The 23437-nt window shown below is 45.6% G+C and carries 21 protein-coding genes; 13 read left to right on the forward strand and 8 right to left on the reverse strand.

The features are described from left to right. Positions 1–28 precede the first annotated feature (28 nt). Positions 29–1315: a glucose-1-phosphate adenylyltransferase gene (locus FLA_RS19995; protein ID WP_076379256.1), complete on the reverse strand. Its 1287-nt coding sequence runs from the start codon at positions 1313–1315 to the stop codon at positions 29–31. An 8-nt stretch (positions 1316–1323) separates the two neighbouring features. Beyond that, positions 1324–2742: a glycogen synthase gene (locus FLA_RS20000; RefSeq protein WP_076379257.1), complete on the reverse strand. Its 1419-nt coding sequence runs from the start codon at positions 2740–2742 to the stop codon at positions 1324–1326. 114 nt (positions 2743–2856) lie between these two features. Between FLA_RS20000 and FLA_RS31735 the strand changes: the two genes are divergently transcribed. Then, entirely contained in the window at positions 2857–4767 is a 1911-nt protein-coding gene (locus tag FLA_RS31735; protein ID WP_076379258.1) for an MFS transporter, read from the forward strand. 43 nt (positions 4768–4810) lie between these two features. After that, on the forward strand, positions 4811–5782 hold the full coding sequence (locus FLA_RS20010; RefSeq protein WP_076379259.1) for an ROK family protein: 972 nt from the start codon (positions 4811–4813) through the stop codon (positions 5780–5782). A 1130-nt stretch (positions 5783–6912) separates the two neighbouring features. Here the strand turns inward: FLA_RS20010 and FLA_RS20020 are convergent. The 3 genes from FLA_RS20020 to FLA_RS20030 form a co-directional block, all read right to left on the reverse strand. Beyond that, positions 6913–7935, reverse strand: coding sequence for an OmpA family protein (locus FLA_RS20020; RefSeq protein ID WP_076379260.1), 1023 nt, complete (start codon positions 7933–7935; stop codon positions 6913–6915). Positions 7936–8011: 76 nt separating this feature from the next. Then, a complete protein-coding gene (locus FLA_RS20025; RefSeq protein WP_076379261.1) occupies positions 8012–9109 on the reverse strand; it encodes a cytochrome-c peroxidase in 1098 nt (365 codons plus the stop codon). Then, positions 9106–9858, reverse strand: coding sequence for an MbnP family protein (locus FLA_RS20030; protein WP_144264032.1), 753 nt, complete (start codon positions 9856–9858; stop codon positions 9106–9108). The genes FLA_RS20025 and FLA_RS20030 overlap by 4 nt, the downstream gene beginning before the upstream one ends. A gap of 76 nt (positions 9859–9934) precedes the next feature. On the opposite strand from FLA_RS20030, the gene FLA_RS20035 reads away from it, so the two are divergent. Next, positions 9935–10573, forward strand: coding sequence for a J domain-containing protein (locus tag FLA_RS20035; RefSeq protein ID WP_159445105.1), 639 nt, complete (start codon positions 9935–9937; stop codon positions 10571–10573). A gap of 4 nt (positions 10574–10577) precedes the next feature. Here the strand turns inward: FLA_RS20035 and FLA_RS20040 are convergent, their stop codons facing one another. Then, positions 10578–11144, reverse strand: a complete 567-nt coding sequence (locus FLA_RS20040; protein WP_076379264.1) for a hypothetical protein — start codon at positions 11142–11144, stop codon at positions 10578–10580. 190 nt (positions 11145–11334) lie between these two features. Here FLA_RS20040 and FLA_RS20045 point away from each other — a divergent pair, with 190 nt between their 5' ends. Together FLA_RS20045 and FLA_RS20050 are read left to right on the forward strand one after the other, a co-directional pair. Then, positions 11335–12204, forward strand: coding sequence for a transglutaminase family protein (locus FLA_RS20045; RefSeq protein WP_076379265.1), 870 nt, complete (start codon positions 11335–11337; stop codon positions 12202–12204). Between the two features lie 76 nt (positions 12205–12280). After that, positions 12281–12748, forward strand: coding sequence for a Dps family protein (locus FLA_RS20050; RefSeq protein WP_076379266.1), 468 nt, complete (start codon positions 12281–12283; stop codon positions 12746–12748). A 96-nt stretch (positions 12749–12844) separates the two neighbouring features. On the opposite strand, the gene FLA_RS20055 is transcribed toward FLA_RS20050, so the two are convergent. Beyond that, positions 12845–13255 (reverse strand): OsmC family protein, encoded by a 411-nt coding sequence (locus FLA_RS20055; RefSeq protein WP_076379267.1) that lies wholly within the window; start codon positions 13253–13255, stop codon positions 12845–12847. A gap of 28 nt (positions 13256–13283) precedes the next feature. Between FLA_RS20055 and FLA_RS20060 the strand changes: the two genes are divergently transcribed. From FLA_RS20060 to FLA_RS20095, 8 genes are all read left to right on the forward strand, one after another. After that, complete coding sequence (locus FLA_RS20060) at positions 13284–13613, forward strand: tRNA-binding protein (RefSeq protein ID WP_076379268.1); 330 nt, start codon at positions 13284–13286, stop codon at positions 13611–13613. Between the two features lie 10 nt (positions 13614–13623). Beyond that, complete coding sequence (locus FLA_RS31990) at positions 13624–14112, forward strand: methylated-DNA--[protein]-cysteine S-methyltransferase (RefSeq protein WP_076379363.1); 489 nt, start codon at positions 13624–13626, stop codon at positions 14110–14112. A gap of 37 nt (positions 14113–14149) precedes the next feature. Next, positions 14150–16309: a S9 family peptidase gene (locus FLA_RS20070; protein ID WP_076379269.1), complete on the forward strand. Its 2160-nt coding sequence runs from the start codon at positions 14150–14152 to the stop codon at positions 16307–16309. A gap of 43 nt (positions 16310–16352) precedes the next feature. Beyond that, entirely contained in the window at positions 16353–16649 is a 297-nt protein-coding gene (locus tag FLA_RS20075) for a Dabb family protein (RefSeq protein WP_076379270.1), read from the forward strand. 238 nt (positions 16650–16887) lie between these two features. Continuing rightward, positions 16888–18690 carry an immunoglobulin domain-containing protein gene (locus FLA_RS20080; RefSeq protein ID WP_144264033.1) on the forward strand — a complete coding sequence of 601 codons (1803 nt, stop codon included), beginning with the start codon at positions 16888–16890 and terminating at the stop codon, positions 18688–18690. 54 nt (positions 18691–18744) lie between these two features. Continuing rightward, on the forward strand, positions 18745–19611 hold the full coding sequence (locus FLA_RS20085; protein WP_076379272.1) for a hypothetical protein: 867 nt from the start codon (positions 18745–18747) through the stop codon (positions 19609–19611). 21 nt (positions 19612–19632) lie between these two features. Continuing rightward, positions 19633–20586, forward strand: a complete 954-nt coding sequence (locus FLA_RS20090) for a T9SS type B sorting domain-containing protein (RefSeq protein WP_076379273.1) — start codon at positions 19633–19635, stop codon at positions 20584–20586. 19 nt (positions 20587–20605) lie between these two features. After that, a complete protein-coding gene (locus FLA_RS20095) occupies positions 20606–21586 on the forward strand; it encodes a PorP/SprF family type IX secretion system membrane protein (protein WP_076379274.1) in 981 nt (326 codons plus the stop codon). A 110-nt stretch (positions 21587–21696) separates the two neighbouring features. Here the strand turns inward: FLA_RS20095 and FLA_RS20100 are convergent, their stop codons facing one another. Then, a complete protein-coding gene (locus FLA_RS20100; protein ID WP_076379275.1) occupies positions 21697–23427 on the reverse strand; it encodes a hypothetical protein in 1731 nt (576 codons plus the stop codon). Between the last annotated feature and the right edge of the window lie 10 nt (positions 23428–23437).

The raw sequence follows: 23437 nt of genomic DNA on the forward strand, positions 1-23437 counted from the left end.
GTTAATTATAGAGTTCAGAAAAGCCGGTTTATCCGATGGTGAAGCCGTTTTCCAGCACAGCACCTTTTTTCACCACTACAATACCATCTTTAATAGTATACAGGGGATGATCGGTATTTTCCAGATCGGTACTGCCGTTAATTCTTACACCATGACCAATGCGGCAATTTTTATCGATAATAGCGTTGTTAATAAAACAATCTTCTCCAATACCCAGCTCCGGTATACCACTTTGTCTTTTCAATTCAATGGTTTCGAGGGTTTCGTAGAAATCGTTACCCATTACATACGCGCTTTCAATGCTGGTGCCTTTACCTATGCGGGCGCGGATACCTATTACACTGTTGCTTATTTTGCTGCCCAGGATAATAGAACCTTCTACAATAATAGAATTATGAATAGCAGGACCACTAATTTTTGCCGGCGGCAGCATTCTGGCGCGGGTAAAAATAGTTTTGGTTCTGTCGAACAGGTTAAACTCCGGAATATCCTTGGTTAATGCAATATTGGCTTCAAAGAAGGAATAAATATTTCCGATATCTGTCCAGTACCCATCATACTGATAACTGGCTACCCGGTAACGCGAAATACTTTGCGGAATAATTTCTTTTCCGAAATCAGGATAATCCGGAAAATCGCCTTTCAGAATTTGTTGTAAGGTGCTGCGATTGAAGATATAAATACCCATCGAAGCGAGGTAATTTCTCCCCACACCTTGCATCTCTTCTCCGGTGTCGCTTACCCATTCAGGCAGCAATTCCTTCTTCGGCTTTTCAATGAAAGAAGAAATCAAACCTTCTTCATCCACCTTTAAAATACCGAAGTCCGAAGCATCCCTGTCAGTTACCGGAATGGTAGCGATAGAAATGTCTGCACCACGGGCGCGGTGATCGTTAATCATAGCCTGAAAATCCATCTGGTACAGCTGATCGCCGCTGAGAATTAACAGGTGTTCAAAATCAAAGTTGTAGATATGACGCAGGCTTTGCCTTACTGCATCGGCTGTTCCCTGAAACCAGCCTGGGTTATCGGGGGTTTGTTCTGCTGCCAGGATGTCTACAAAACCAGTACTGAACGAGTTAAACTGGTAAGTGTTTTTAATGTGCTTGTTAAGGGAAGCGGAATTGAACTGTGTTAACACAAACATGCGGTTGATATTTGAGTTAATACAGTTACTGATGGGAATATCCACCAGTCGGTATTTCCCGGCTATAGGCACTGCTGGTTTTGAGCGGCTGGCAGTTAACGGATACAATCGTGTGCCCGCACCACCTCCCAATATCACAGCAAGAACGGAGGTTGAGATGTTAAACATAAATGGTACTAGTATTTCAAACTTTGATAAATGTCAACGTATTGCTGCACGGAGTGTTCCCAGCTATGATCAATCTGCATCATATGTGTGCGCATGGCTGTCATTTGTTTCTTGTCTGCAAATACATCCACCGCCCTGTTTACTGAGTACGAAACATCCCCTGCACTGGCATGGTTAAAGCGTATGCCCCATCCCTGCCAATCGCCCATATCGGTTACGGTATCCTTTAAGCCCCCGGTGCTGCGCACCATAGGCACGGTACCATACTTCATGGCATACATCTGGTTTAAGCCACATGGCTCTACCCTGCTGGGCATCAATAAAAAATCCGCGCCAGCATAAATACGATGACTCAATGCTTCATCATATCCTATAAAAACATTGTAGTTACCCGGAAAATGCTCTTTCAATTGGTTCAGCTGCCATTCTACATGCGGCTCGCCATTACCCAGCACCAGGAAATTTACCTGGCCCTGCAGGCTGTACAACGATGATAAAATAGCATCCGGTAAAATATCAGCAGCTTTTTCGCCTACCAAACGGCCAATGAACACTACCAGCGGGTTGTGCTGTTCCAGCTCAAACTCCTGGCATATCTGGCGTTTGTTCGCTTCCTTACCGGCATCTACGTTACTATAATTATAATGGGTATGAATGAAAGGGTCTGTTTCAGGGTTCCACACATCCGTGTCAATACCATTCAAAATGCCTGCACATTTTCCTTTTTCATATTCCAATAACTTTTCAAGGCCATTGGCGTGGTATCTCATCTCTTCCAGGTAGCTCCAACTAACAGTTGTTACTTTCCAGGCAGCTTTGATACCCGCTGCCAGGGGGTTAATGGTTTTGTTCCATTCCAGCAATCCTGCCTTCCAGGTATCAAACACCGGAAGCAGCGCGGCTTTGTCCCAACCCATCCAACCCTGATACTGGGCGTTATGTATGGTAAGCACCGTTGGTATATCAGATAAACGATTATACTGATAGGAATGTTTAACTATGAAGGGTATAAATGCTGTATGATAATCGTGGCAATGTATTACATCCGGTTTGTGCTGCCAGTGGTTAATCCAGTCGGTAACCGCAATCTGGAAAGCAATAAACCGTTCGGTATCATCGCCATACCCGTATATCTTTTCCCTGTCCAGCAGGCCGTTTATATCCACCAGGTACAGGTGAAAGCCGAGTTTATCGTGTTTTTCACGGATAATGGTGTAATCAAACCAAAAACTTCCCATCTGGCCCCTGCCTTTAAAATCTACCGTCCATTCATTCTGATACAGAAATTTGGTCCGGTACATAGGCATTACCACTTTGGCTGTATGGCCTGATTTACTTAGGTATTTCGGTAAAGCCCCTACTACATCTCCTAATCCGCCGGCCTTCGCAACCGGATAACATTCCGCACTTACATGAACTATTTCCATACGCATACAAGTTAAGCATCAAATGAATACCGCCATAATGCGGGTAAAAAAAAATCGCTTTACATTTTTGCTTATTTTGGGCTTTTTTTTAAACCTAATTTCATACCAACATTCATGAAGGACCTTGCATCTTCCCAAAAAACCAATGGAGGCGCGTTAGCTACGTTGGTGCTGGTTTTTTTCTTTTGGGGGTTCATTGCTGCATCCAACAGCATTTTTATCCCCTTTTGTAAAACGTTTTTTAACCTTACCCAGTTTGAATCCCAGTTAATTGGTACCGCTTTCTACGGAGCTTATTTCATCGGCTCGCTTGTGTTGTACGTTATTTCTGAAAGCCGTGGAAGCGACCTCTTAAACAAGATTGGATACAAAAAAGGAATCATCCTGGGATTGGCTATTTCTATTGCGGGGGCTTTGCTGATGATCCCTGCGGTAAGCAATGAAAATTTGCAGCCAATTGAGCAGAAAGTGGAAACGGTGAAAAACCTGAAGCACGATCAAAAAATCACGACTGCCGACAAAGCAGTAACGTTGAAAAAAGAGGCTTCCGGTTACAGTATTACCGTTACCAACAACGAACAGGGTAAAACCTTTATCAACAATCCGGCAATTACTTCTAACCTGGCTACTGCGTTTCATGTTGCAGAAAACAGTAAGCAAGGTAAAGTAACCGCCACTTTTGCTGATGACAAAGCCGAAGCTATTGTGCAAGCCCTGAAAGGTGAGCAGGTGGCGTTTGGTAACTTCCCCTTCATTTTGTTGGCGTTATTCATTATTGCGTTAGGTTTTTCGTTGCAGCAAACCTGCGCACAGCCCTTTGCTATTATGCTGGGCGACCCGGCTACAGGCGCTACCCGTTTAAACCTGGGTGGTAGTGTCAACTCATTTGGTACCACTGTTGGGCCTATCATTGTAAGCTTTTTCCTGTTTGGTACCGTTACCAGCGATGCAGAAGCCACTTCGGTAAGCAGCATCAAAACCCTGTACATGATTGTAGCAGCCGTGTTTGCATTAGTGGCCATCATCTTTGCTATATCCAAACTGCCCGATGGCAAAAACGATACGGCATTTGAAAAAGCCCCCAAAGCATCCCGTTCCCTATTACAGTTAACAGGCCTGGTAATGGCTATTATTCTCATTGGTCAGTTTACCAATGTATCTAAACTGATATTACTGGTAGCAGTGATTATTGGCGTGGTAGCTATTTTATTTGCCAGCAACAGCGCGGCCATTAAAAATCCGGAAGGCTGGGGTGCTATGAAATACCCGCAGCTGATTTACGGTATGATTGGCATTTTCGTGTATGTAGGTGTGGAAGTAACCATCGACAACAACTTTGGTGCATTGTTAAAAACTCCGGGCTATTTAACGGCCGAAGGGTTAAACGAAAGCCAGATTTCGCGTTATGTTTCTCTGTACTGGGGTAGTTTAATGATTGGTCGCTGGACTGGTGCCATCAGCGTGTTCAACCTCAGCTCAATAGGGAAAAAAATCGCCACTATTGTGGTTCCTTTTATCGCATTTGCTATCATCCTGTATGTAAACAAACTCAATGGCAGTGATGTAAGCGACCTGTATGGTTATGTTATTTGCATTGCCCTGATTATTGCAGCTTTCTTCTTTGGACAAGATAAGCCGGTGAAAACCCTGCTTACCGTTTCTGTACTGGCTACCGCTGCCATGTTAATTGGTATTGTTACCAATGGCATTGTGAGTGTATATGCCTTTATAGCGGGTGGTCTTTGCTGCTCGGTAATCTGGAGCTGTGTGTTTGCACTAGGTGTTGCCGGTTTAGGTAAATACACCAGCCAGGGTTCTGCCTTCCTGATTATGATGATTTTGGGCGGTGCGGTAATTCCTCCTTTCCAGGGCGTGTTGGGCGATATTCCTGCTATTGGCATGCACCACTCTTATATTATAGCGGCTGCGGGCTTTGCCTTCCTGGCATTCCTGGCGCTGAAATTAAGAGGTGTGTTGAAAGCGCAGGGACTCGATTTTGACCAGCAAATTGAAGGTGGTCACTAATACTAGATATTTCTACATACTATATACATAAACAGAGAAAACAATGAGCGCGGGTTTACCACAACTTGCTTTAGGAATTGACATCGGGGGCACCAACACTGTGTTTGGCATTGTTGACCACCGTGGCGACATTCTGTATAGAGGTGCTATTTCTACCAAAAAGCATGAGAACGTAGAAGATTACATTAACGAATTATATAACGCCATAGCCCCTGCCATTAAAGAAATGGGTGGCAAAGGAAATATCAAAGGCATTGGTGTAGGCGCGCCTAACGGTAACTTTTACACCGGCGCTATTGAATATGCCCCCAACCTGAACTGGAAGGGTATTATTCCTTTGGCGGAATTAATTACCAATAAGTTTGGCATACCAGCCGCATTAACCAACGATGCTAACGCAGCCGCTGTAGGCGAAATGATGTATGGTGCTGCCAAAGGCCTGAAAGACTTTATCGTTATTACCCTGGGCACAGGTGTAGGCAGCGGCATTGTTGTAAATGGCCAGCTGGTGTACGGTCATGATGGTTTTGCGGGCGAACTGGGGCATACTATTGCTATTCCCGGTGGCCGCAAACACTATTCTACCGGCGCACACGGTTCGCTGGAAGCTTACGCTTCTGCCACCGGAGTACGCTTTACCGCACTGGAAATGCTGGAGAAAAACCCGGATCAGCCCAGCCTGATGCGCGAATATCCTGCCGACAAAATTGACAGCCGCGTAGTGTATGACTGTGCTATGAAGGGCGATGCTATGGCCAATGAAGTATACCGTTTTACCGGCGAGGTACTGGGTATGTCATTAGCCAATTTTGTAATGTTCTCTTCTCCTAAAGCCATCATCCTGTTTGGTGGTTTGTGTAAAGCAGGCGACCTGATATTAAACCCTACCCGGGAACATATGGAAGCCAACCTGTTGCCTATTTTCCAGAATAAGGTACAGTTGCTTTTCAGCGAGCTGAAAGAGAGCGATGCAGCTATACTGGGCGCCAGCGCCTTAGTATGGGACATGAAATAAATTATTTCATTATAAATAAAGTAAAGGGCCGCGAAAGTGGTCCTTTACTTTTATACGTATATTCACAAAGCTTTTTACCAGGGTGCATTACGCTGCCCCTGTATACATCGAAACTTGCGTAATCGCAGAATCTGTTCGTTCCCCGGCCAGCCAGCCAACTTCTCCACAGAACCGGAAAGCTTTTCCGCTAAGAGGGGAATATTCACTGTTTGTCCGGAAAGCTTCACGAGGCAACCGGGAAGTTTCACGATTCCTCCGGAAACCTTCCTGGACAAACCGAAAAACTTCACAACAGAATCCCGAATCTTCCTGAACAACCTCAAAAGCTTCCCTACCTAATCAGCAATCTTCCCGGACAAGTCAGAAAACTTCCCTACCGAATCCGCAATCTTCCTGGTTGAATGAGGAAGTTTTTCGGTACTACCAGAAAGCTTCCTTACTCAATAGAAAACATTCATTGCCAATCCGGGAATATTCTCTACTAAACCAGGAAACTTCCCGAACCAATAGAAAAGCTTTCCTGTTCATCCAAAAAATTTCCTCATTCAACCAGGAACATTCCTGACACCTCCGAAAACACTGCAATATCTTACTACAGGAATCCCCCGTTCTGCTACAGCACTATTTCAGCACCCTGCAATGTTCTCCCAGCCCTATGTAATATCTCCCTGCCGCATGGCAGTACTGCACCCCGGCAGTGCAACATTCTACGGTTACATAGCAGTTATGACAAGGCATGCCGCACAACTTACCCGGCGTATTGTAAGCTCCTCCCCTCCTCCTGCAACAATCACATGCCACCATGCACACCTTCCCTCTCTTGCTGCCATACTTCCCCGTAATGCCGCAACATCTACCCGGTAAGGTGTAGTACTTACCAGCCATCATGCAGTACTCCTTTGCCACATGGCAACAGTTACACAGTGTATAGTAATATCGGTTTCGGATGCTGCCATATTCCCCGGCAAGGCAACAATATATTCGTGGCGTGAAGGAATATGCACCTGGCGTATGGCAACACTCCCCCGTGACGCTGCAATAGGCACAAGGCATGCTGCAAAACATATATGGCGCGTTGTAGTACTTCTGCAGAAGTATCACAACGCGCCATGTTTACCAGTTTTTACCTGCTATATTTTCACCAGCTCTACGCGGCGGTTTTGCGCTTTGCCTTCATCGGTATCATTAGACACCATCGGCTTTTCAGCACCAAAACCTTTGGCTTTCAGCCGGTCTTTGGCTATGCCTGCTTTCACCAATGTGTTTAACACGGTATTGGCGCGGGCCAGTGACAGCTCTTTGTTTTTGGTAGCGCTGCCGGTATTGTCCGTATGTCCTTCAATAGATAATTTCAGAGAAGCATCTTCCTGTAATAATTTCTGAATTTCGGTAACCGCTACCTGCCCCTCCATACCCAATGTAGCTTTATCTACATCAAAGTTGATATGCAATATGGCCTTGCCTTTGGCGGCAATTTCCTTCTTTATATCATCAGCTTTCAACAGGTCTATTTTCAGGGTTTGCGCATCCCCTTTTTGCAGAATGGTAATATTGCCCGATTCTTTATCCAGTAAAGAAAACTGAATCCATACTTCTGCATCCTTCTGCCTGATCACATACGTGTGTATGGTACGGCCATTATAATCCAGTGCAAAGCCTGCTTTTTTCTCAATCAGCTCTCCTTTACCAATCCGCTCCATTTCGGTGTTGGTAACAGGGGCACTGTTGAGTTTTACCCCGCCCAGGTCAACAATCAGTTTGTTGTAACTTTTTTCCAGTAAGGCGGCGTTGAAGGTGCTTTTGTTTTTCAGCTGGTCAATATCCAGGTTGGCATTAAACACCTTTCCTTCAAAAGGCACCAGTTTTCCATTGATAGCGAGGTATTGTTTACCCGCATCACTGGTTTCAGCATTCTGGTATTTATATCCTTCCGGCGCTTTGAAAAAAGGAAAAATACCGATATCCTGCGTACTTACCGGGATATTGGTAATATCAAACGTTTCTACTGCTATAGGTTGGGGAGTAGTATCCGGTAAAGTATCAATAACATGAACTTCCTGAACAACGGTGTCATGAACGGTGTGGTTTTCCGGGCCATTACAGGCGTACACTAAGGCAGCGGCTGCAATGAAAGGCAGAGCGTGTTTTTTCATTTGTTACTTTTTAAGAGAATTGATCGGTTGCCCTATGTTAGCCAAAATCTATGCCATGTGCATACGCGTATGATTATCACAGCTTTTTCTTCGCAGGTAAGGGATGATCTGCTGCATCGGCAGCCTGCGACACCAACATATTATCCGGCACATCAAACCGTTTATCAGTAATAAAAGTGCTGTCGGTTAAAGTATACAGGAAAGCCGTCAACTGGCCTATTTCAAAGTTGGATAAAGGAATGCCTTTACGCAGCAGCGAATCGGTGTTGGGCATTTGCTTTACCCGTTTGCGATAATGCTCAAATATTTCAATAAGACTGAAAAAACGGCCATCATGTCCGTAAGGCGCGGTTACCATTACATTGCGCAGCGAAGGCACACGAAACTTCAGCGAATCTTCCCGCTTACCGGTTATTTTCATGCGGCCCATATCGTGGTTATAAGGATCATCTTCCATGCCTATGTTACGATAACTGAAATCGGTAAACAGTGGTGGTGGATGGCAGGTAATACACTTTTGCTGAAAGATGCCATACCCCAGTCGTTCCGGCAAATTAAACTGCGCCTTCCCCTGCATCACCTGATCGTATTTGCTGTCGGCACTTACCATCATCAGCATAAACTGACTCAGCGCTTTGGTCATGCGCTGGGTATTGATAGCCGTATCTCCAAAAGCAGCTTTGAACATGCGGCGGTATGGCTTGTCGGCACGTAGTTTCATCAACACACTGTCTATGTCTTCCGCCATTTCATTGGGCGCCGTTAAGGGAGCCAGCGGTTGCAGATCAAGATGATTAATACCTCCATCCTGCATAAACTCCTGTTGCCACGCCAGGTTAAACAAACCCGGCGCATTGCGGGTGGTGAGGGTATTGTTAAAGCCGTGACTAAGGTTATGATCGTAGTTGGTAAAAGCGGCAAACTGCTGGTGACAGCTGGCACAGGGAAAATTGCCGTCTTTACTCAGCCTGCCATCGTAAAACAAACGGCGCCCCAACGCAATACCTTCCTGGCTTAACGGGTTAGCCTTGAAATTATAATGAGGCTGTGGCCAGCCAGCCGGTTGTGGAAAGTTTACGCGGGTAATATGCGGGTGCGGACCATAGCGGGCTACAAAGGCAGTGCAAAGGCACACACCTAATACAATAGCTGATATGACAATACCCGTTTTCATGGCTCGGTTTCCACGGGTTCCTGTACTGTAAACATGCGCGTATAATTATCGGCAATACTTACCGCCAGCGCACCGGGCTCGTGACAGATGGGATGCGTAGCGATGGATATGTTTTCTTTACCACCAAACCATTGCAATATATCGGCCACCAAGGTAATATCTTTTGAGGCTGCTACAGCCGGTGACAAAGCAAGCGTAATGCTCCGGGCCGTTTGCTGTTGTGGTTTATAGCCCCCTATATGATAGGTAAAGTTTCTGCCAGGGGCAGTAGATTGCTCACTCCGGCCTTCCAGCTTAGCCATAACATAACCGCTGTTCCAGGTCCAATACATGCCGCGGGCCGGGTCTAACACACCGGTGTGTACGCCCGATACATTTTTACTACTATCTACACCCAGTAAAAAACGGATAAACCAGGCTTTACCCTGGTGATGTAAAGTAATGTGTTGCGAGCTGCTGTCGGTAAAATCTACCAGGTAGGTTTCTGCCTCCCCGGCTTCATAAAATTTGCCGGTGCTATCTGCCAGTTGTATATGGGAAAGATAATAGCGAAAATTGCGTACCGTAAAGGTTTCGTGGTATTGATTGATGCAGCTGTCGCCGGCAGCAATAGCTTTTCCGCCTGCCGTGTTGAACAAATGTAACTGCACGGGCGCTGCCGAACGCTGTGCCGGCAGGTGGGCTGCGGGCCAGGTTGTTATGCAGTTAAAAAGTAATACAAAGTATAATAACCGAATGTTCCGCCTCATCAGGCTTAAAGGTAACCACATCCCAACAATTAAAGCGTAAGTTTGTATTATCTGCATGCAGAACGTGGCAGAACATATGTCAACAAAGGATTATTACCGCATATTAGAGATAAAACCCAGCGCCGGAAGCCAGGAAATACGCAAAGCCTACCGTGCATTGGCCCAACGGTTTCACCCCGATAAAAATGCGGGCAACCCTTTGGCCCAATTACGTTTCCAGGAGATAAAAGAAGCTTACGAGGTGCTATGTGATAAACAAAAACGGGATGCCTGGCATTATCAGCACTACAATCCACTGCAAAAAAGCGCTCCCACTGCCTACTCGGCCGATGACATCTTACAACAAAGCATTCAGCTATATAAAAAGTACAGCAACCAGGATCCCTTTCGTTTAAACCAGGATACTTTGTTTGCGCAGATAAAACAACTGCTCAGCAACGATTACATACGCATACTGCAGTTGCAGGGCGAGATACATACCAACAGCGCTGTTATCAACAATATACTACAAAGCACTTACCTGCTGCCTTATGAATATGTGCAGCCGATAAGTGCTTTGTTAAAGAATATCACGCCTGTGTTACCACAAACCGAAGAGGATATTCAAAGTTGTTTACTGGAAAAAAAGAGACAGATGTTATGGAATAAGTATAAAATTCCGCTGGCCATTTTACTGGCCGGTGTACTTATTACCATCATGCTGTTGAGTAAGTAATATTTTACATATCCCTGTCGTCTCTTTTCTTATGCAGGTTCACTCTCACCGACCACTCGGCTTCACTGCCCGATAATTCAATCTCTGCCACAAAATGCGTATAGCGTTTATCGGCCACGTCCAGCCCCAGAATGGTTACTGCAAAACCTACTTCTTCACTGGGTTCTTCCATTTCACCTACAAAATGTACCACGCTTCTGTCAATCCAGCGCATCTGGCTTTTCTTTACCAGGCGCACCACGTTCTTGTACTCCTTCACGGCGTCTGCATAACTATCTCCTTCATACATCACCGCCTGCCAGCTGGCTGTAGTGTCCTGCTTGGAGTGAAAACGAGAGATGGTGCAGCCTTTAGCTCCTGGCAAAGCCACACCGGAAAGATAACTTTCCACTTCCGACTCCCGGGAAATCTGCTCTCCCTGAATGGTTTTGTAATCGAGCCTGAAGTCAAGAACGATTTTTTCAAGGGCGTTGGTGAAGCCGGGCGAAGGGAGTACCGACTTATAAAATTGTGCTTGAACAAGTGTGGTAAACACACAGAGTACCAATGCGAGTGTTACTCGGTTTTTCATTGTAAAGGATTTGAACAATATTAACGAAAGCACGTTATAGAATAGAGGTCTGTGTATAGAAAACACGGCTTTAAAAACATACGCACATTGATTGATAACCAATGGCTTTTTCCACAATACTGGATAACTTATTTTAGCATTATTATAAAAAAATTGTTTAGTTTGTATATTATAAAGTGGGTCCTGGCTTATGGAGGAAAATAGAGAAATATCAGCACTTTTTCATTTACTGGATGATCCCGATGAGGAGGTCTTCTCTACGGTATCGCAGCGGATCGTTGACTACGGCAGGAACATCATACCCAACTTAGAGAACCTTTGGGAAAACTCTCCCCGCGAAGACATGCAGACCCGCATTGAAATGCTGATACACCGCCTGCATTATACCGACCTGATAACAGATTTAACCGAGTGGCGCGATGGCGCTTACCACGATCTTTTATTTGGCGCTTTGCTGGTAGCCAAATTTCAATATCCCGATTTGCATACCACCCCTGTGTTACAGGAAATGGAAAAAATACGCCGCAATGTATGGCTGGAGCTGAATAGCTACCTCACGCCATTAGAGCAGGCCAATGTAATTTCCAGCATTGTATACAACTACTACAGTTTAAAAGGGGCCGATCTGGATTATACCAATCCCGATCATTTCTTTATTCACCAGGTATTGCGCACCAAAAAAGGCAACTCCGTTTCCAATGGTATCCTTTACCTGATACTGGCCGAACAATTAGATATTTCGGTAAAAGCCATTCATATACCCCAGCAGTTTGTGCTGGCCTTTTTTCATACCGATTACGACGCCTGCACCTATAAAGGCAACCCACAGCATAAAATTCATTTTTATGTGGATGGCAAAACAGGTCAGCCTTTCAGCCATAACGACCTGGAGCTGTATTTTAAGCGAACGGCCACTCCTGCCATGCCCGAATACTTCAAACCTTATAACCACATTAGCATTATCCAGCTATTACTCGAAGAATTGTCCCGCTGTTTTTCTGCTCCACTCAACTTATACAAGCAAAAAGAATTGTTGGAATTAGCATCTCTGTTACATTGATCATGAATTAACATTGTGGCCTGTTGTTTGTTCCAAATACATGAATAACTTTATGTAGATCAAAACACTTTTTTCTATGAAGGCAAACATTGGGTTAACAGAAGAACAAAAACAGAGTTCTTCCCTGATACTGGGCAGAATTCTGGCAGACGAGTTTTTATTATACACTAAAACCAGAAACTACCATTGGAACATTGAAAGTGTAAACTTTCTGGCCATGCACGAGTTTTACGAGCGGTTATATAACGAGCTGGACGAGGTGTTTGACGAGGTGGCAGAACGCATTCGCATGCTGGGCCATTACTCACAGGGGCGTTTAAAAGATTTTTTACAGGTAACCAGCCTGCTGGAAGAAGAATATACCAATGATCAGAAAAAGCAGTTAAAAATTCTGCTGGACGATCATGAAACCATTATCCGTTTATTAAGGAACGACATTGATACGCTGGAAGACAACCACGATAAAGGCAATGCCGATTTTGTTACCGGCCTGATGGAGAAACACGAGAAGTGGGCCTGGTTTATCAGAAGCTACTTAGTGTAAGGTAACAGGTGTACCGGTTGATCCGGTAAAAGTAAAAGTCAACATGCAAAAGGGAGAGGCAACTATCCTTTCGTATGTTGACTTTTATTTTTGTGCTTATAACAGCTCTGCTTCCAGTGTAATGTTGGTATTCAACAATTTGCTGATAGGGCAGTTTGCTTTAGCATCCGCAGTAGCGGCATCAAACTGCTCTTTGCTGATACCAGGCACTTTTGCTTTCAACACCAGGTGTGAATTGGTGATTTCACCATTTTCAAAAGTGATGAAACCTTTTGTTTCCAGGGTGTCAGCCGTAAAACCAGCTTCATTCAACACAAAGCTTAATTTCATAGTAAAGCAACCAGCATGGGCCGCTGCTACCAGCTCTTCGGGGTTTGTGCCCACACCTTCCGCAAAACGGGAGTTGAAAGAATACTGGGTTTCATTTAATACGGTGCTTTGAGTGGTAAGTGTTCCGTTACCTTCTTTGCCAGACCCGTTCCACACGGCTGTTGCATTTCTCTTCATATGTATTATTTTTAATAAAAAAGGACAAATGATTACATGGGACGACTTCGAAAAAATTGAAATACGCACCGGTACAGTTATAGATGTTCAGGACTTTCCCCAAGCGCGCAAACCTGCTTATCAACTCACCATCGACTTTGGGCCATTGGGTACAAAACAATCCTCTGCGCAAATTACCCATCATTACACGAAAGAACAACTAAAAGGTCAACAGGTTGTGGCTGTTGTGAATTTTCCCCGTAAACAAATTGCTAACTTTTTCAGCGAATGCCTGGTTTTGGGTGTGTACGATGAAAATAATCAGGTAATTTTATTACAGCCAGCAACACCGGTAGCCAACGGGCAACCTGTTGGCTAACCAAACCGCCATGTATTATACCTATTACCAGAGTCCGGTAGGGTTATTAAAGATCGGGGGTACAGAACAGTATATTTCGGTAGTGCATTTTGTAGACAATGAAGATGATATTGTGCACGACGAGCCTGGCATACCAGACCTTTTGCACGAATGCACAGAAGAATTAATTGAGTTTTTTAATGGCACCCGCCGGCAATTCACCATCCCCGTGCACCAGGAAGGCACGGAGTTTCAGCAGCGGGTATGGGCCCAGCTACTGGCTATTCCCTATGGCCGCACTATCAGCTATATGGAGCAAAGCATTCGCCTGGGCGATCCTAAAGCCCTACGGGCCGTAAGCACCACCAACGGTAAAAACCAGCTGGCTATTATAGTTCCCTGCCACCGGGTGATTGGGCAGAACAAATCGCTGGTAGGCTATGGCGGCGGCTTGTGGCGCAAGAAATGGCTGCTGGACCACGAGTTTAAAATTGCCCACGGCGTGCAAACCCTGTTTTAGCCGCTTTTGCTTACCTTGCCCGGCTAAAATTTGTACCATGCGTTTGAGCCGGCATATTTGGGTTGTTGCTTTGCTGGGCAGCCTTACCTCTATCTCTTTTGCACAAAACCGCCAGTTTACCATGGCGCAGGCCACCAACGGCTTCCGGCAGGAACTGGCCCCCGAAAAATTAAAACAGTTTGAATGGATTCCCGGTAAAAAAGCATTTACACGGGTGGTGACCGTTAATCAGCAACAATGCTGGGTGAGTTATACCCTGCCTTCGCTAAAAGCGGATACCTTATTAAAACTGGCCGACTTGAACAGTCAGCTGTTTGCCAAAACACCACTGAAAGCATTACCGGCGCTTCATTGGTTGTCGGAGAATAAAGCATGGTTTGCCAAAGACGATGTGTATTATATAGGCACTCTGGCAAACAACTCCTTCCAATGGCTGCCGCAAACCAAATTTGAGGACAAGGCCGAGAATATCACCTTCGACAAAACCAGCCAGCAATTTATTTATACAGTAAATCATAACCTGGTATTGCGTCACCAGGAAGGACAACAGGTAAGCCTTACCACGGATGGCAGTGCCGATATTGTATATGGCCAGAGTGTACACCGCGATGAGTTTGGTATCGACCACGGCCTTTTCTTTTCACCCAAAGGAAACAAGGTAGCCTATTACCGCATGGACCAAAGCATGGTTACCCATTACCCTATTCCTGACTGGACCGCCACTCCCGCCAGAGTAAACAATATCCGTTACCCCATGGCCGGCGATTCTTCCCACCAGGTAACCCTGGCCATACATGACGCACACAGCAGCAAAACGGTATATATGGCCACGGGCAAACCTGCCGATCAATACCTTACCTGTGTAAGCTGGTCACCCGATGAAGCTTCTATGTACATTGCCCTGTTAAACAGGGAACAAAACCACCTGCAGTTAAATCAGTACGATGCCACCACCGGTGCTTTGCTACGTACCGTGCTGGAAGAAAAGAACGACAAGTATGTACACCCTATGCACTCTCTCCAATTTATACCCTGGAATAACGATCAGTTTATCTGGTGGAGCGAGCGTGATGGATTTGATCACTTATACCTGTACAATACCAAAGGCGAAATTGTACGCCAGCTTACCAAAGGCAACTGGCTGGTAAACGATATCATCGGCTTTAACAGTCAGCGTAAAGAAGTGATTTACACTTCCAGTGCGGAAGGTGCTATGGAAAAACATATTTACGCCGTAAGTACCGTAACCGGCCAGGTGCGCAAACTAACCACCGCTGCCGGCTGGCACGATGCCATTAGCAACAGCACCGGTGAATATATATTAGATACCTACAGTTCGGGAACCACGCCTTACGTGGCCAGGGTTACAGATGTTACCGGTAAATGGCAGCAGAATATATTAACAGCTACCGATCCGTTGGCCGGCTTTCAACGTCCTACCGTACGTAACATACAGTTACAGGCTAATGATGGCACGCCTTTATATGCCAAAATGATACTGCCGGTAAACTTCGACAGCACCAAACAATATCCTGTTATTGTATACTTATATAATGGCCCTGGCATTCAGCTGCTGCATAACAGCTACCCTGCCAGCGGCAACCTGTGGTATGAGTATATGGCACAGCATGGCTTTATTGTATTTACCATGGATGGCCGCGGCAGCAGCAACAGAGGCTTGAAATTTGAGCAGGCCACCTTCCGCCACCTGGGCACTGTTGAGATAGACGACCAGTTACAGGGAGTGGCTTACCTGAAATCATTACCTTATGTAAATGCCAGCCGTATGGGCTTACATGGATGGAGCTTTGGCGGATTTATGACCACTTCTATCATGTTACGCCAGCCCGGTGTGTTTAAAGCAGCCGTAGCTGGTGGCCCTGTTATTGACTGGCGCATGTATGAGGTAATGTATACCGAACGCTACATGGATACTCCACAGGAAAACCCTGCCGGTTATGCCGAAGCCAACCTGCTTACCAAAACCCCGGCCCTGCAGGGCAACCTGATGCTGATACACGGCACCAGTGACGATGTGGTGGTTTGGCAGCACAGCATTGACTTTATCAAAGCCTGTGTAGACAATGGCAAGCAGGTAGATTACTTTGTGTATCCCGGCCATTTGCATAATGTGTATGGTAAAGACCGTGTGCACCTGATGCAAAAGATCACTGATTATTTCACTACGCACCTGTAAAAGGGAGTTACACTTATATTTGTGAACAAATAAAAACGAGGTTATGTTAGCACATCACGTATTATTCTGGCTGAAAGCCGATACTACAGAAGAACAAAAGGCGAATTTTCGCAAAGGACTGGAATCGTTAGAGAAAGTAGAAAGTGTAAAAGCTTTTCACGTAGGCGTTCCCTCTACTATTGAGCGTGCTGTAGTTGACACCACCTATACTTTTTCACTGGTGTTGTTTTTTGAAGATATGGCTGGTCACGATGTGTACCAGGTGCACCCGCTGCACAAAGCATTCCTGGAAGAAAACAGGGTGTTTTTTGAGAAAGTGGTGATTTACGATTCTATTTAATAATCTCCCATGTATAGAAAAGGCTGGTGTGTATACACCAGCCTTTTTTGTGTTAACCTGCTGACAATCAAAACTCCTTTATCTTTTCTTCTTTCCCGTTCATTCTGTTCACAACACCCCTCCTGTTCATTTTCTGTTCCTTTTTCCGGTTCGTTGTTTATGCAGCAGGTGTGCTATTCATTTGCATACTGGAATCATATTTAAACAACTAATCTGTCACCCTAAATCCAATTAATCTATGCACACACCGCTACAAAAACGGGCGTATGCACATATTAATCAAAAAACAATCTCTTCCTCTATGAGGTTCGGGCGGGTGACTTCCTGCACGCTTTTACTCCTGTTATTTACTGTTATTATTATTGGAGAAGTGCACGGGCAATGTACCAGGCAGATAAGAAAGTATGCCGATTTCCAGGGAAAGTATGAAACGGTATTATACGCTTTAGGATTGCCTGTATTATATGGCAGCGTTACCAACGACAACTATGCAACGGATAACAACCCCGCTACCGCATCCACCCTCAATATGCCATTAACCGCTTTGGGTTTGGCCAGTGTTACCCAGTTTTTACAATTTACCTCCAACGGTACTACAGCGCAATCCATTGCCACAGGTACCCCCGTAACAGTGAAATTTACCGTACCCACCAGTTTGCTTGGAGTGTTAAACAGCATTGAAATAGGCACCTTTAGTGGCTTACATACTGTTGCACAACAAACAGCGTTTATAGGCCTGGGGAATAATGCCGGTTACGATGCCACCACCAAAACACAATATTATACCGGCACTACGGTAGTAGATGCTTTAAACGCAGCGGGAGAAGTAGAACTTACTTTTACCCCGGCGGAAATATATAATGGCGTTTATGTAAAACTGAATGCACCATTGGTATCGCTGGCATTAAGCACCAATGTGTTTCACGCTTATATTATGCAGGACGCCACCGGGAATATTGGGTGTGACGACAGAATAGATGTACTATCCGGTGTTAAAGGCAACGTGCTGGCCAACCTGGCCAGTGCCACCGGTAGTGTTACCAATCCGTGGAATGCAGTAGACAACGACCCTACCTATACCACTTACGCTTTAATGAGCACCGGTGTGCAGGTGTTAAGTAATGTATTTGAAACCGTTATTTTTCAAACACCTTCTGTGGCGGGTGATTCGGTGAGTATTGTAGTACAAAATCCTGGTGGTGGCCTGTTAGACCTGAGCCTGCTTACCGGCTTTACCATACAACCTTACCTGGGCAATACCACGGCTGGACCTGCTATTACCAACAATCCTACCTTTCTTTCGTTGCGGTTATTACCCGGCAGCGCTGATAAATACATTGTTACTGCTGCGGTGAATACGCCTTTCGACAGGATAGAAATAACCATGGGTGGTGTAGCCAGCGCCTTAGCCAATTTACGCATATATGATATCAGCCGTATACGGCATGTGCCAGCCACCAGCACACTTACGGTAAACGGCATACCCGCAACCGGACCGCTTTGCTTAAACCAGACCGCTGGTTTACAGTTTAGCGTAACCAATAACGAAAGCTGCGCTATTTATACCTGGTATGATGCCGGCAACAACCAGCTTACTACGGGGGTAAGCAATGGTGGGTTAAGCTATGCGCCAACCATTACCACTGCCGGCACCTACGAGTACTATGTAAAGGCATCGCGACAAGGCTGTACCAACAGCACTGCGCAAACGCCTGTAGCCATTACGGTGTTATCGCTGCCCGATGTGCCTGTGATACCACCGGTTATCGTGTGTATAGATCAGGCAGCTACGCTTACTATCAGCAATGCCGCCACCGGCGTACAATATGCCTGGTACAGCACAGCTTTGGGCACCACCGCATTGAGCAATACCGTTACCAACGGCATCAGCTATACTACCGGCATACCTGCTGCCGCCATTTATTATGCAGAAGCTACCAACACAAGCACCGGCTGCACCAGCAGCAGCCGTGGCACCGGTAACGTAACAGTTACTCCTAAACCCGGCATGCCCACATTAAGTATTCTACCTCATCCATAATCATTCAATATGTATATCACAGCAATAATAAATAATATCAAAAACAGGACGACAATGAAAACTTTTGTACTAAGCTGCGTAAAAAGAAGTATGGCAGGCTTACTGCTGATGACCGCCTTACAGGCAACAGCACAAACCGTTACCAAACCCGTAAAAGTACCAGCCGACTTGTACGTAACCGCCGCCCCTACCAAGGGTACTTCTACCAACGACGGTACTACCTTATTCTGTGCGGAGAACAGCGGCTTTACGTTAAAGTCGAGCACTACCGATCCGGTAACCCATGCCACTTACACCGGCTACACCTGGGAAGAACAACAAACCGGTGCTGCTACTTTTGGCCCCGTTACCAGCGGCACTGCCACTAACGAAACGCTGGTAATTACCAGCGCCACACCTGGCTGGCATACTTACCGGGTTACCGCAGCGCTGGCAGGCAATGCGTGTCCGCCAGAGCCCGCTTACTACAATGTATATGTACTGCCTAAGCTGGTAGTAACTGCCTCCAGTAACAAAGCAGACGCGGCTTCCCATACGTATTGTGCGGAAAACGGCGCCCCTACTGCCCCTGCTGATGCTATCACCTTTACCGGTAGTGTAGCTTTTGACGGCACACCTAATGCTTTACCAGGACTGGAAAACCTTACCATAAATGATTTTGAGGTCACTTATACCTGGCAAAAAATTAACGTAGCCACCAGCGCCGCCACTACCGTTGCTTCTACTAAAGATTACACCATTGTAGAAGCCGCTACACCAGGCGCCACTACCACTACACAGTATACCTACGAATTAACAGCGGCCTATTCTGTAAAAGCGTGTGGTACTTATAAAGGCACAGCTACTTTAAACGGCAGCACCACTACCGCTACCGTAACTGTTACACCTAAACCAGGCAAACCAACTATCACTATCCAGTAATTATAGCAGCTGCAAGGCAATATGCTAAAGAAGACCATTATATTACTCCTTTGTATGTATGGATGTGCGGCAAAAGCTGTAGCACAGCTAACCCCGCATGTCTATACCAAATACATACACCAGGGTGAATGGGTTACGCTTACAGCTACTGCCACCAATGCTACACTATACCAATGGTATTGGAATGGTCAACCTGTTACCGGCGCTACCACCACTACTTATGTGGCCAACCAGGCCGGAGAATACACCATACAGGCTTTTAATGGTACAGATTGCGGATCGGACATTTCCGACCCCATACGTATAGCCATTATAGCCGATAGAGGTCCGGTAGCCAATACCGATCTGGCCGTGAGTAAGCAGGCCGACAGTAAGCCGGTAGTGATGAACCAACCCTACAACTATTATATCACTATACTCAACAACGGCCCGGTGAGCGCTTCGGGTATTGTGGTTACCGATGTATTGCCGGCACCACTTACACTTAGCGGCGCTTTAACAGCGGATGATGGCACCGCCACTTACGATGCCGGTAGCCGCACTATTGAATGGAAGATTCCGCAGTTAACCGTGAATCAGTCATCACGACTCACCTACACCGTTACCGCCAAAGACAAAGGACAGGTAGAGAACATAGCAACAGTTACCGCTACTACCCCCGACAGTGTACAGGACAATAACCGGGCTTCTTATACCAAAGAGATTTTTGGGCTGATGATACCTAACACCATTACACCGAATGGCGATGGCAACAACGACCAGTTTATTGTTTCGGGGCTGGCCAGCTATACCGACAACGAGATGATTATTATTAACCGCTGGGGCAATCACGTATTTGAACAGAAACGATATCAGAACAACTGGAAGGGCGACGGACTGAACGAAGGCACTTATTTCTACCTGTTACGCATCAAAGACAACAGCGGCAAGTGGCAGGAGTTTAAAGGATACATTACGCTGTTGCGTCCTAAATAATCTGCTCAACAATGAGGTTATGAAACGTTTTATCTGTTTATGTATAGGATATTGCATCTGCTGGCACGCTGCTGCACAGCAGGATGCCCAATTCAGCCAGTATATTTTCAACGGCATTTATATTAACCCCGCCTACGCCGGGTACCGGCAAGAACTGAACGCCCATGCCTTTTACCGCAATCAATGGGTAGGCGTTGCCGGCGCACCGCAAACCATGTCTATGGCCATAGACGGCAGCCTGAACGATAATCGTGTGGGTTTGGCATTGCAGGTGGCCTATGATAAAATTGGCGCGCAAAGCATGCTTAGCATGTATGGCAACTACGCTTACCGTTTTCCGTTAAATGAAGAAGACGCTACATTGGCACTGGGCATTGGCGCAGGTATTATACAACCGGGGCTGGACGGCAGCCTGCTTACTACCACCACTGCTGAACCCGGGGTTAATGGCGGCAAGCAAACTATTACCCTGCTGGATGCACGGGCGGGTATCTATTACAGCAATACCCGCTTTTTTGTGGGGGCCTCCGTAGATAATATTACCGCACAACACCTGGATAATAAAAAGCCCTCTACGTTTACTGTACCTACGCCCAAACCGCATATTTATCTTACCGCAGGCGCATTGCTGGATATGGGGAATGATATTTACTTAAAACCCTCCTTCCTGTTAAAGGATGATACCGGCGGCCCTACTAATATAGACCTGAACAGTTTTGTGCTGCTGAACCGCATGTTATGGGTGGGTGTAAGTTACCGTACCGCTGTTACTATTTATCCCAAAAATAATTTGCAGAGCGACCTTACCAAACGTAGTGCAGCCGTGGGCATGATAGAGCTGTATGCTACGCCACAGCTGCGTATAGGGTATGCTTATGATTATACGTTGAACCGGTATCGTAGCTATAATAATGGTACGCATGAAATATCGGTGGGGTATTATGTGAAGAAAGAAGGGGATAGTAAATCGAGGAAGCAGATGCGATGTTTTTCGTTTTAGTTGATATGCAAAAGCCCGGTACTGTTTGGTACCGGGCTTTTACATATGGGAGAAGAACACTATTTGCTATACATTCCCCCAACAGCTTATTTTTGTTTATCTTATATACACTAGCGTACCACACCTATAGCTTTCTTTTCTTCCAGTTTTTTAATGCGCTCCCCCTGTGCTTTAATCTTTTCATTTTGATCTATCAGGTAGAGGGTAAGCTCTTCAATTTTTTTCAACAATAATGCCTGGCTATCTCCTACATCCAACCCCTGCTTACTCACCGCATCGGCCGAAGGCACTTCCGGCAAATGCTGATTTTGCTTGATATAGGCATCCACCTGCTCCAATGATGGCAGCTGGTAATCACTGGCAAACACATAATCAGGCCAGTTTTCTTTTGCCACCGATGCCTTCACCCTTTTAGCCAGGATAGTGCCGGCTACGGATAATTTTTGTGTAGGGTTGCTGGTTCCTATGCCTACATTGCCCGAAGTGGTACCCATATATACATCACCGGTTATATTCTGAAAAGCAATATTCTTACCTAGTAAGCTGGTAATTCTCGGGTCGTGGAAAAAGCCATACACATTGCCTGTAGCGCCCGTTTCCTGACTGATGTTAGGGATAGACTTAACGGTAAAGAAAGTATCTGCCGTTTTAGTTTTAAAAGTGGATACGTTAACCAACGCAGAAAAATTATGATTGGTTCGCAGATTTATAGTTGCTGCAAACCCGGTACCACCGGATAAAGGAGCAGATACAGTTTCATTCTGAGCATAATTCTGACCTGCATAGGAGATACCGTTGGCAACAACTGCATTAGTAACCGTACCGGCAGAACCTACTATTACCGTAATGTACAATCCCGAGCCAGAGCCACCTGTTGCCTTTAAGTTAGAATAAGTGCCCGGAGCATAACCACTACCCGCATTAGTAATATTGAGCGTAGTAACAGCTCCGGAAACAATGGTTGAATTAGCCGCAAATGAACTACCAGTAACAGCCGTATTGCCATAAAACTTAACAGAATTATCCAGGTAAGAGCTATTGGTAGTTCCGCTGATGATCATATACCCATTGGAATTGTTAATATACCCGGTATTAATAAAATCGATATTAGCCCTGGTTGCATTTAGCAAAGGAATATCTACCCCTGTTGTTCCACTTATCCCTAAAGCATAGGTACCATTGAACAGGAACGACCAAAAAGGATTCTGACTGGTTTTGAAGTAATAACCAAAGGCTGCCGGATGCGAAACCGCCGGAGAGCCATTTTTGAAAGTAGCGCTAAAATTCATCATAGGAGTAAATGCGCCCTGGTAAGAATGCCCTTGCGAATAACCATTAATTATAAAAGGCGCATTGTTTACGCTAAAAGAAGCGGTAGCATTTACATTACCTACATACAACAAGTATGAACCAGCAGTGGCACTACCTACCGCAGACCGCGGTATAGAAAGTACATCCCCTACGTTATAGCCGGTTCCCGCATTTACAATAGCTACAGTAGCAATCCTGGGACTGGCCGACGCTACAGTGATGCTCACCATCAGCCCTGTGCCCGAACCCGTTACACTGGCAGGATAAATACTAGTATATGTTTTTGCCACTCCATCCACACTATTAAAATCAGCAATGACACTTACAGGACCAACCCTGCTATAATTGGGGTTAAGATTTAATGCCGGCGCTACCGTATTGGCAACAGTAGCCGTAACCGATGGCGAAATTGTGATGGCGTTGGTTGTAGTATTGCCACCGTTATCTGTAACAGTTTGCAAAGTTTGAGCATGCCCTGCTGCTGCTGCTAATACTATTCCTGATATGGCTATGATAATAATTCTTTTCATTTCTTGTTTT

Origin of the sequence: Filimonas lacunae, assembly GCF_002355595.1 — a bacterium.
GTDB classification, from domain to species: Bacteria; Bacteroidota; Bacteroidia; order Chitinophagales; family Chitinophagaceae; genus Filimonas; species Filimonas lacunae.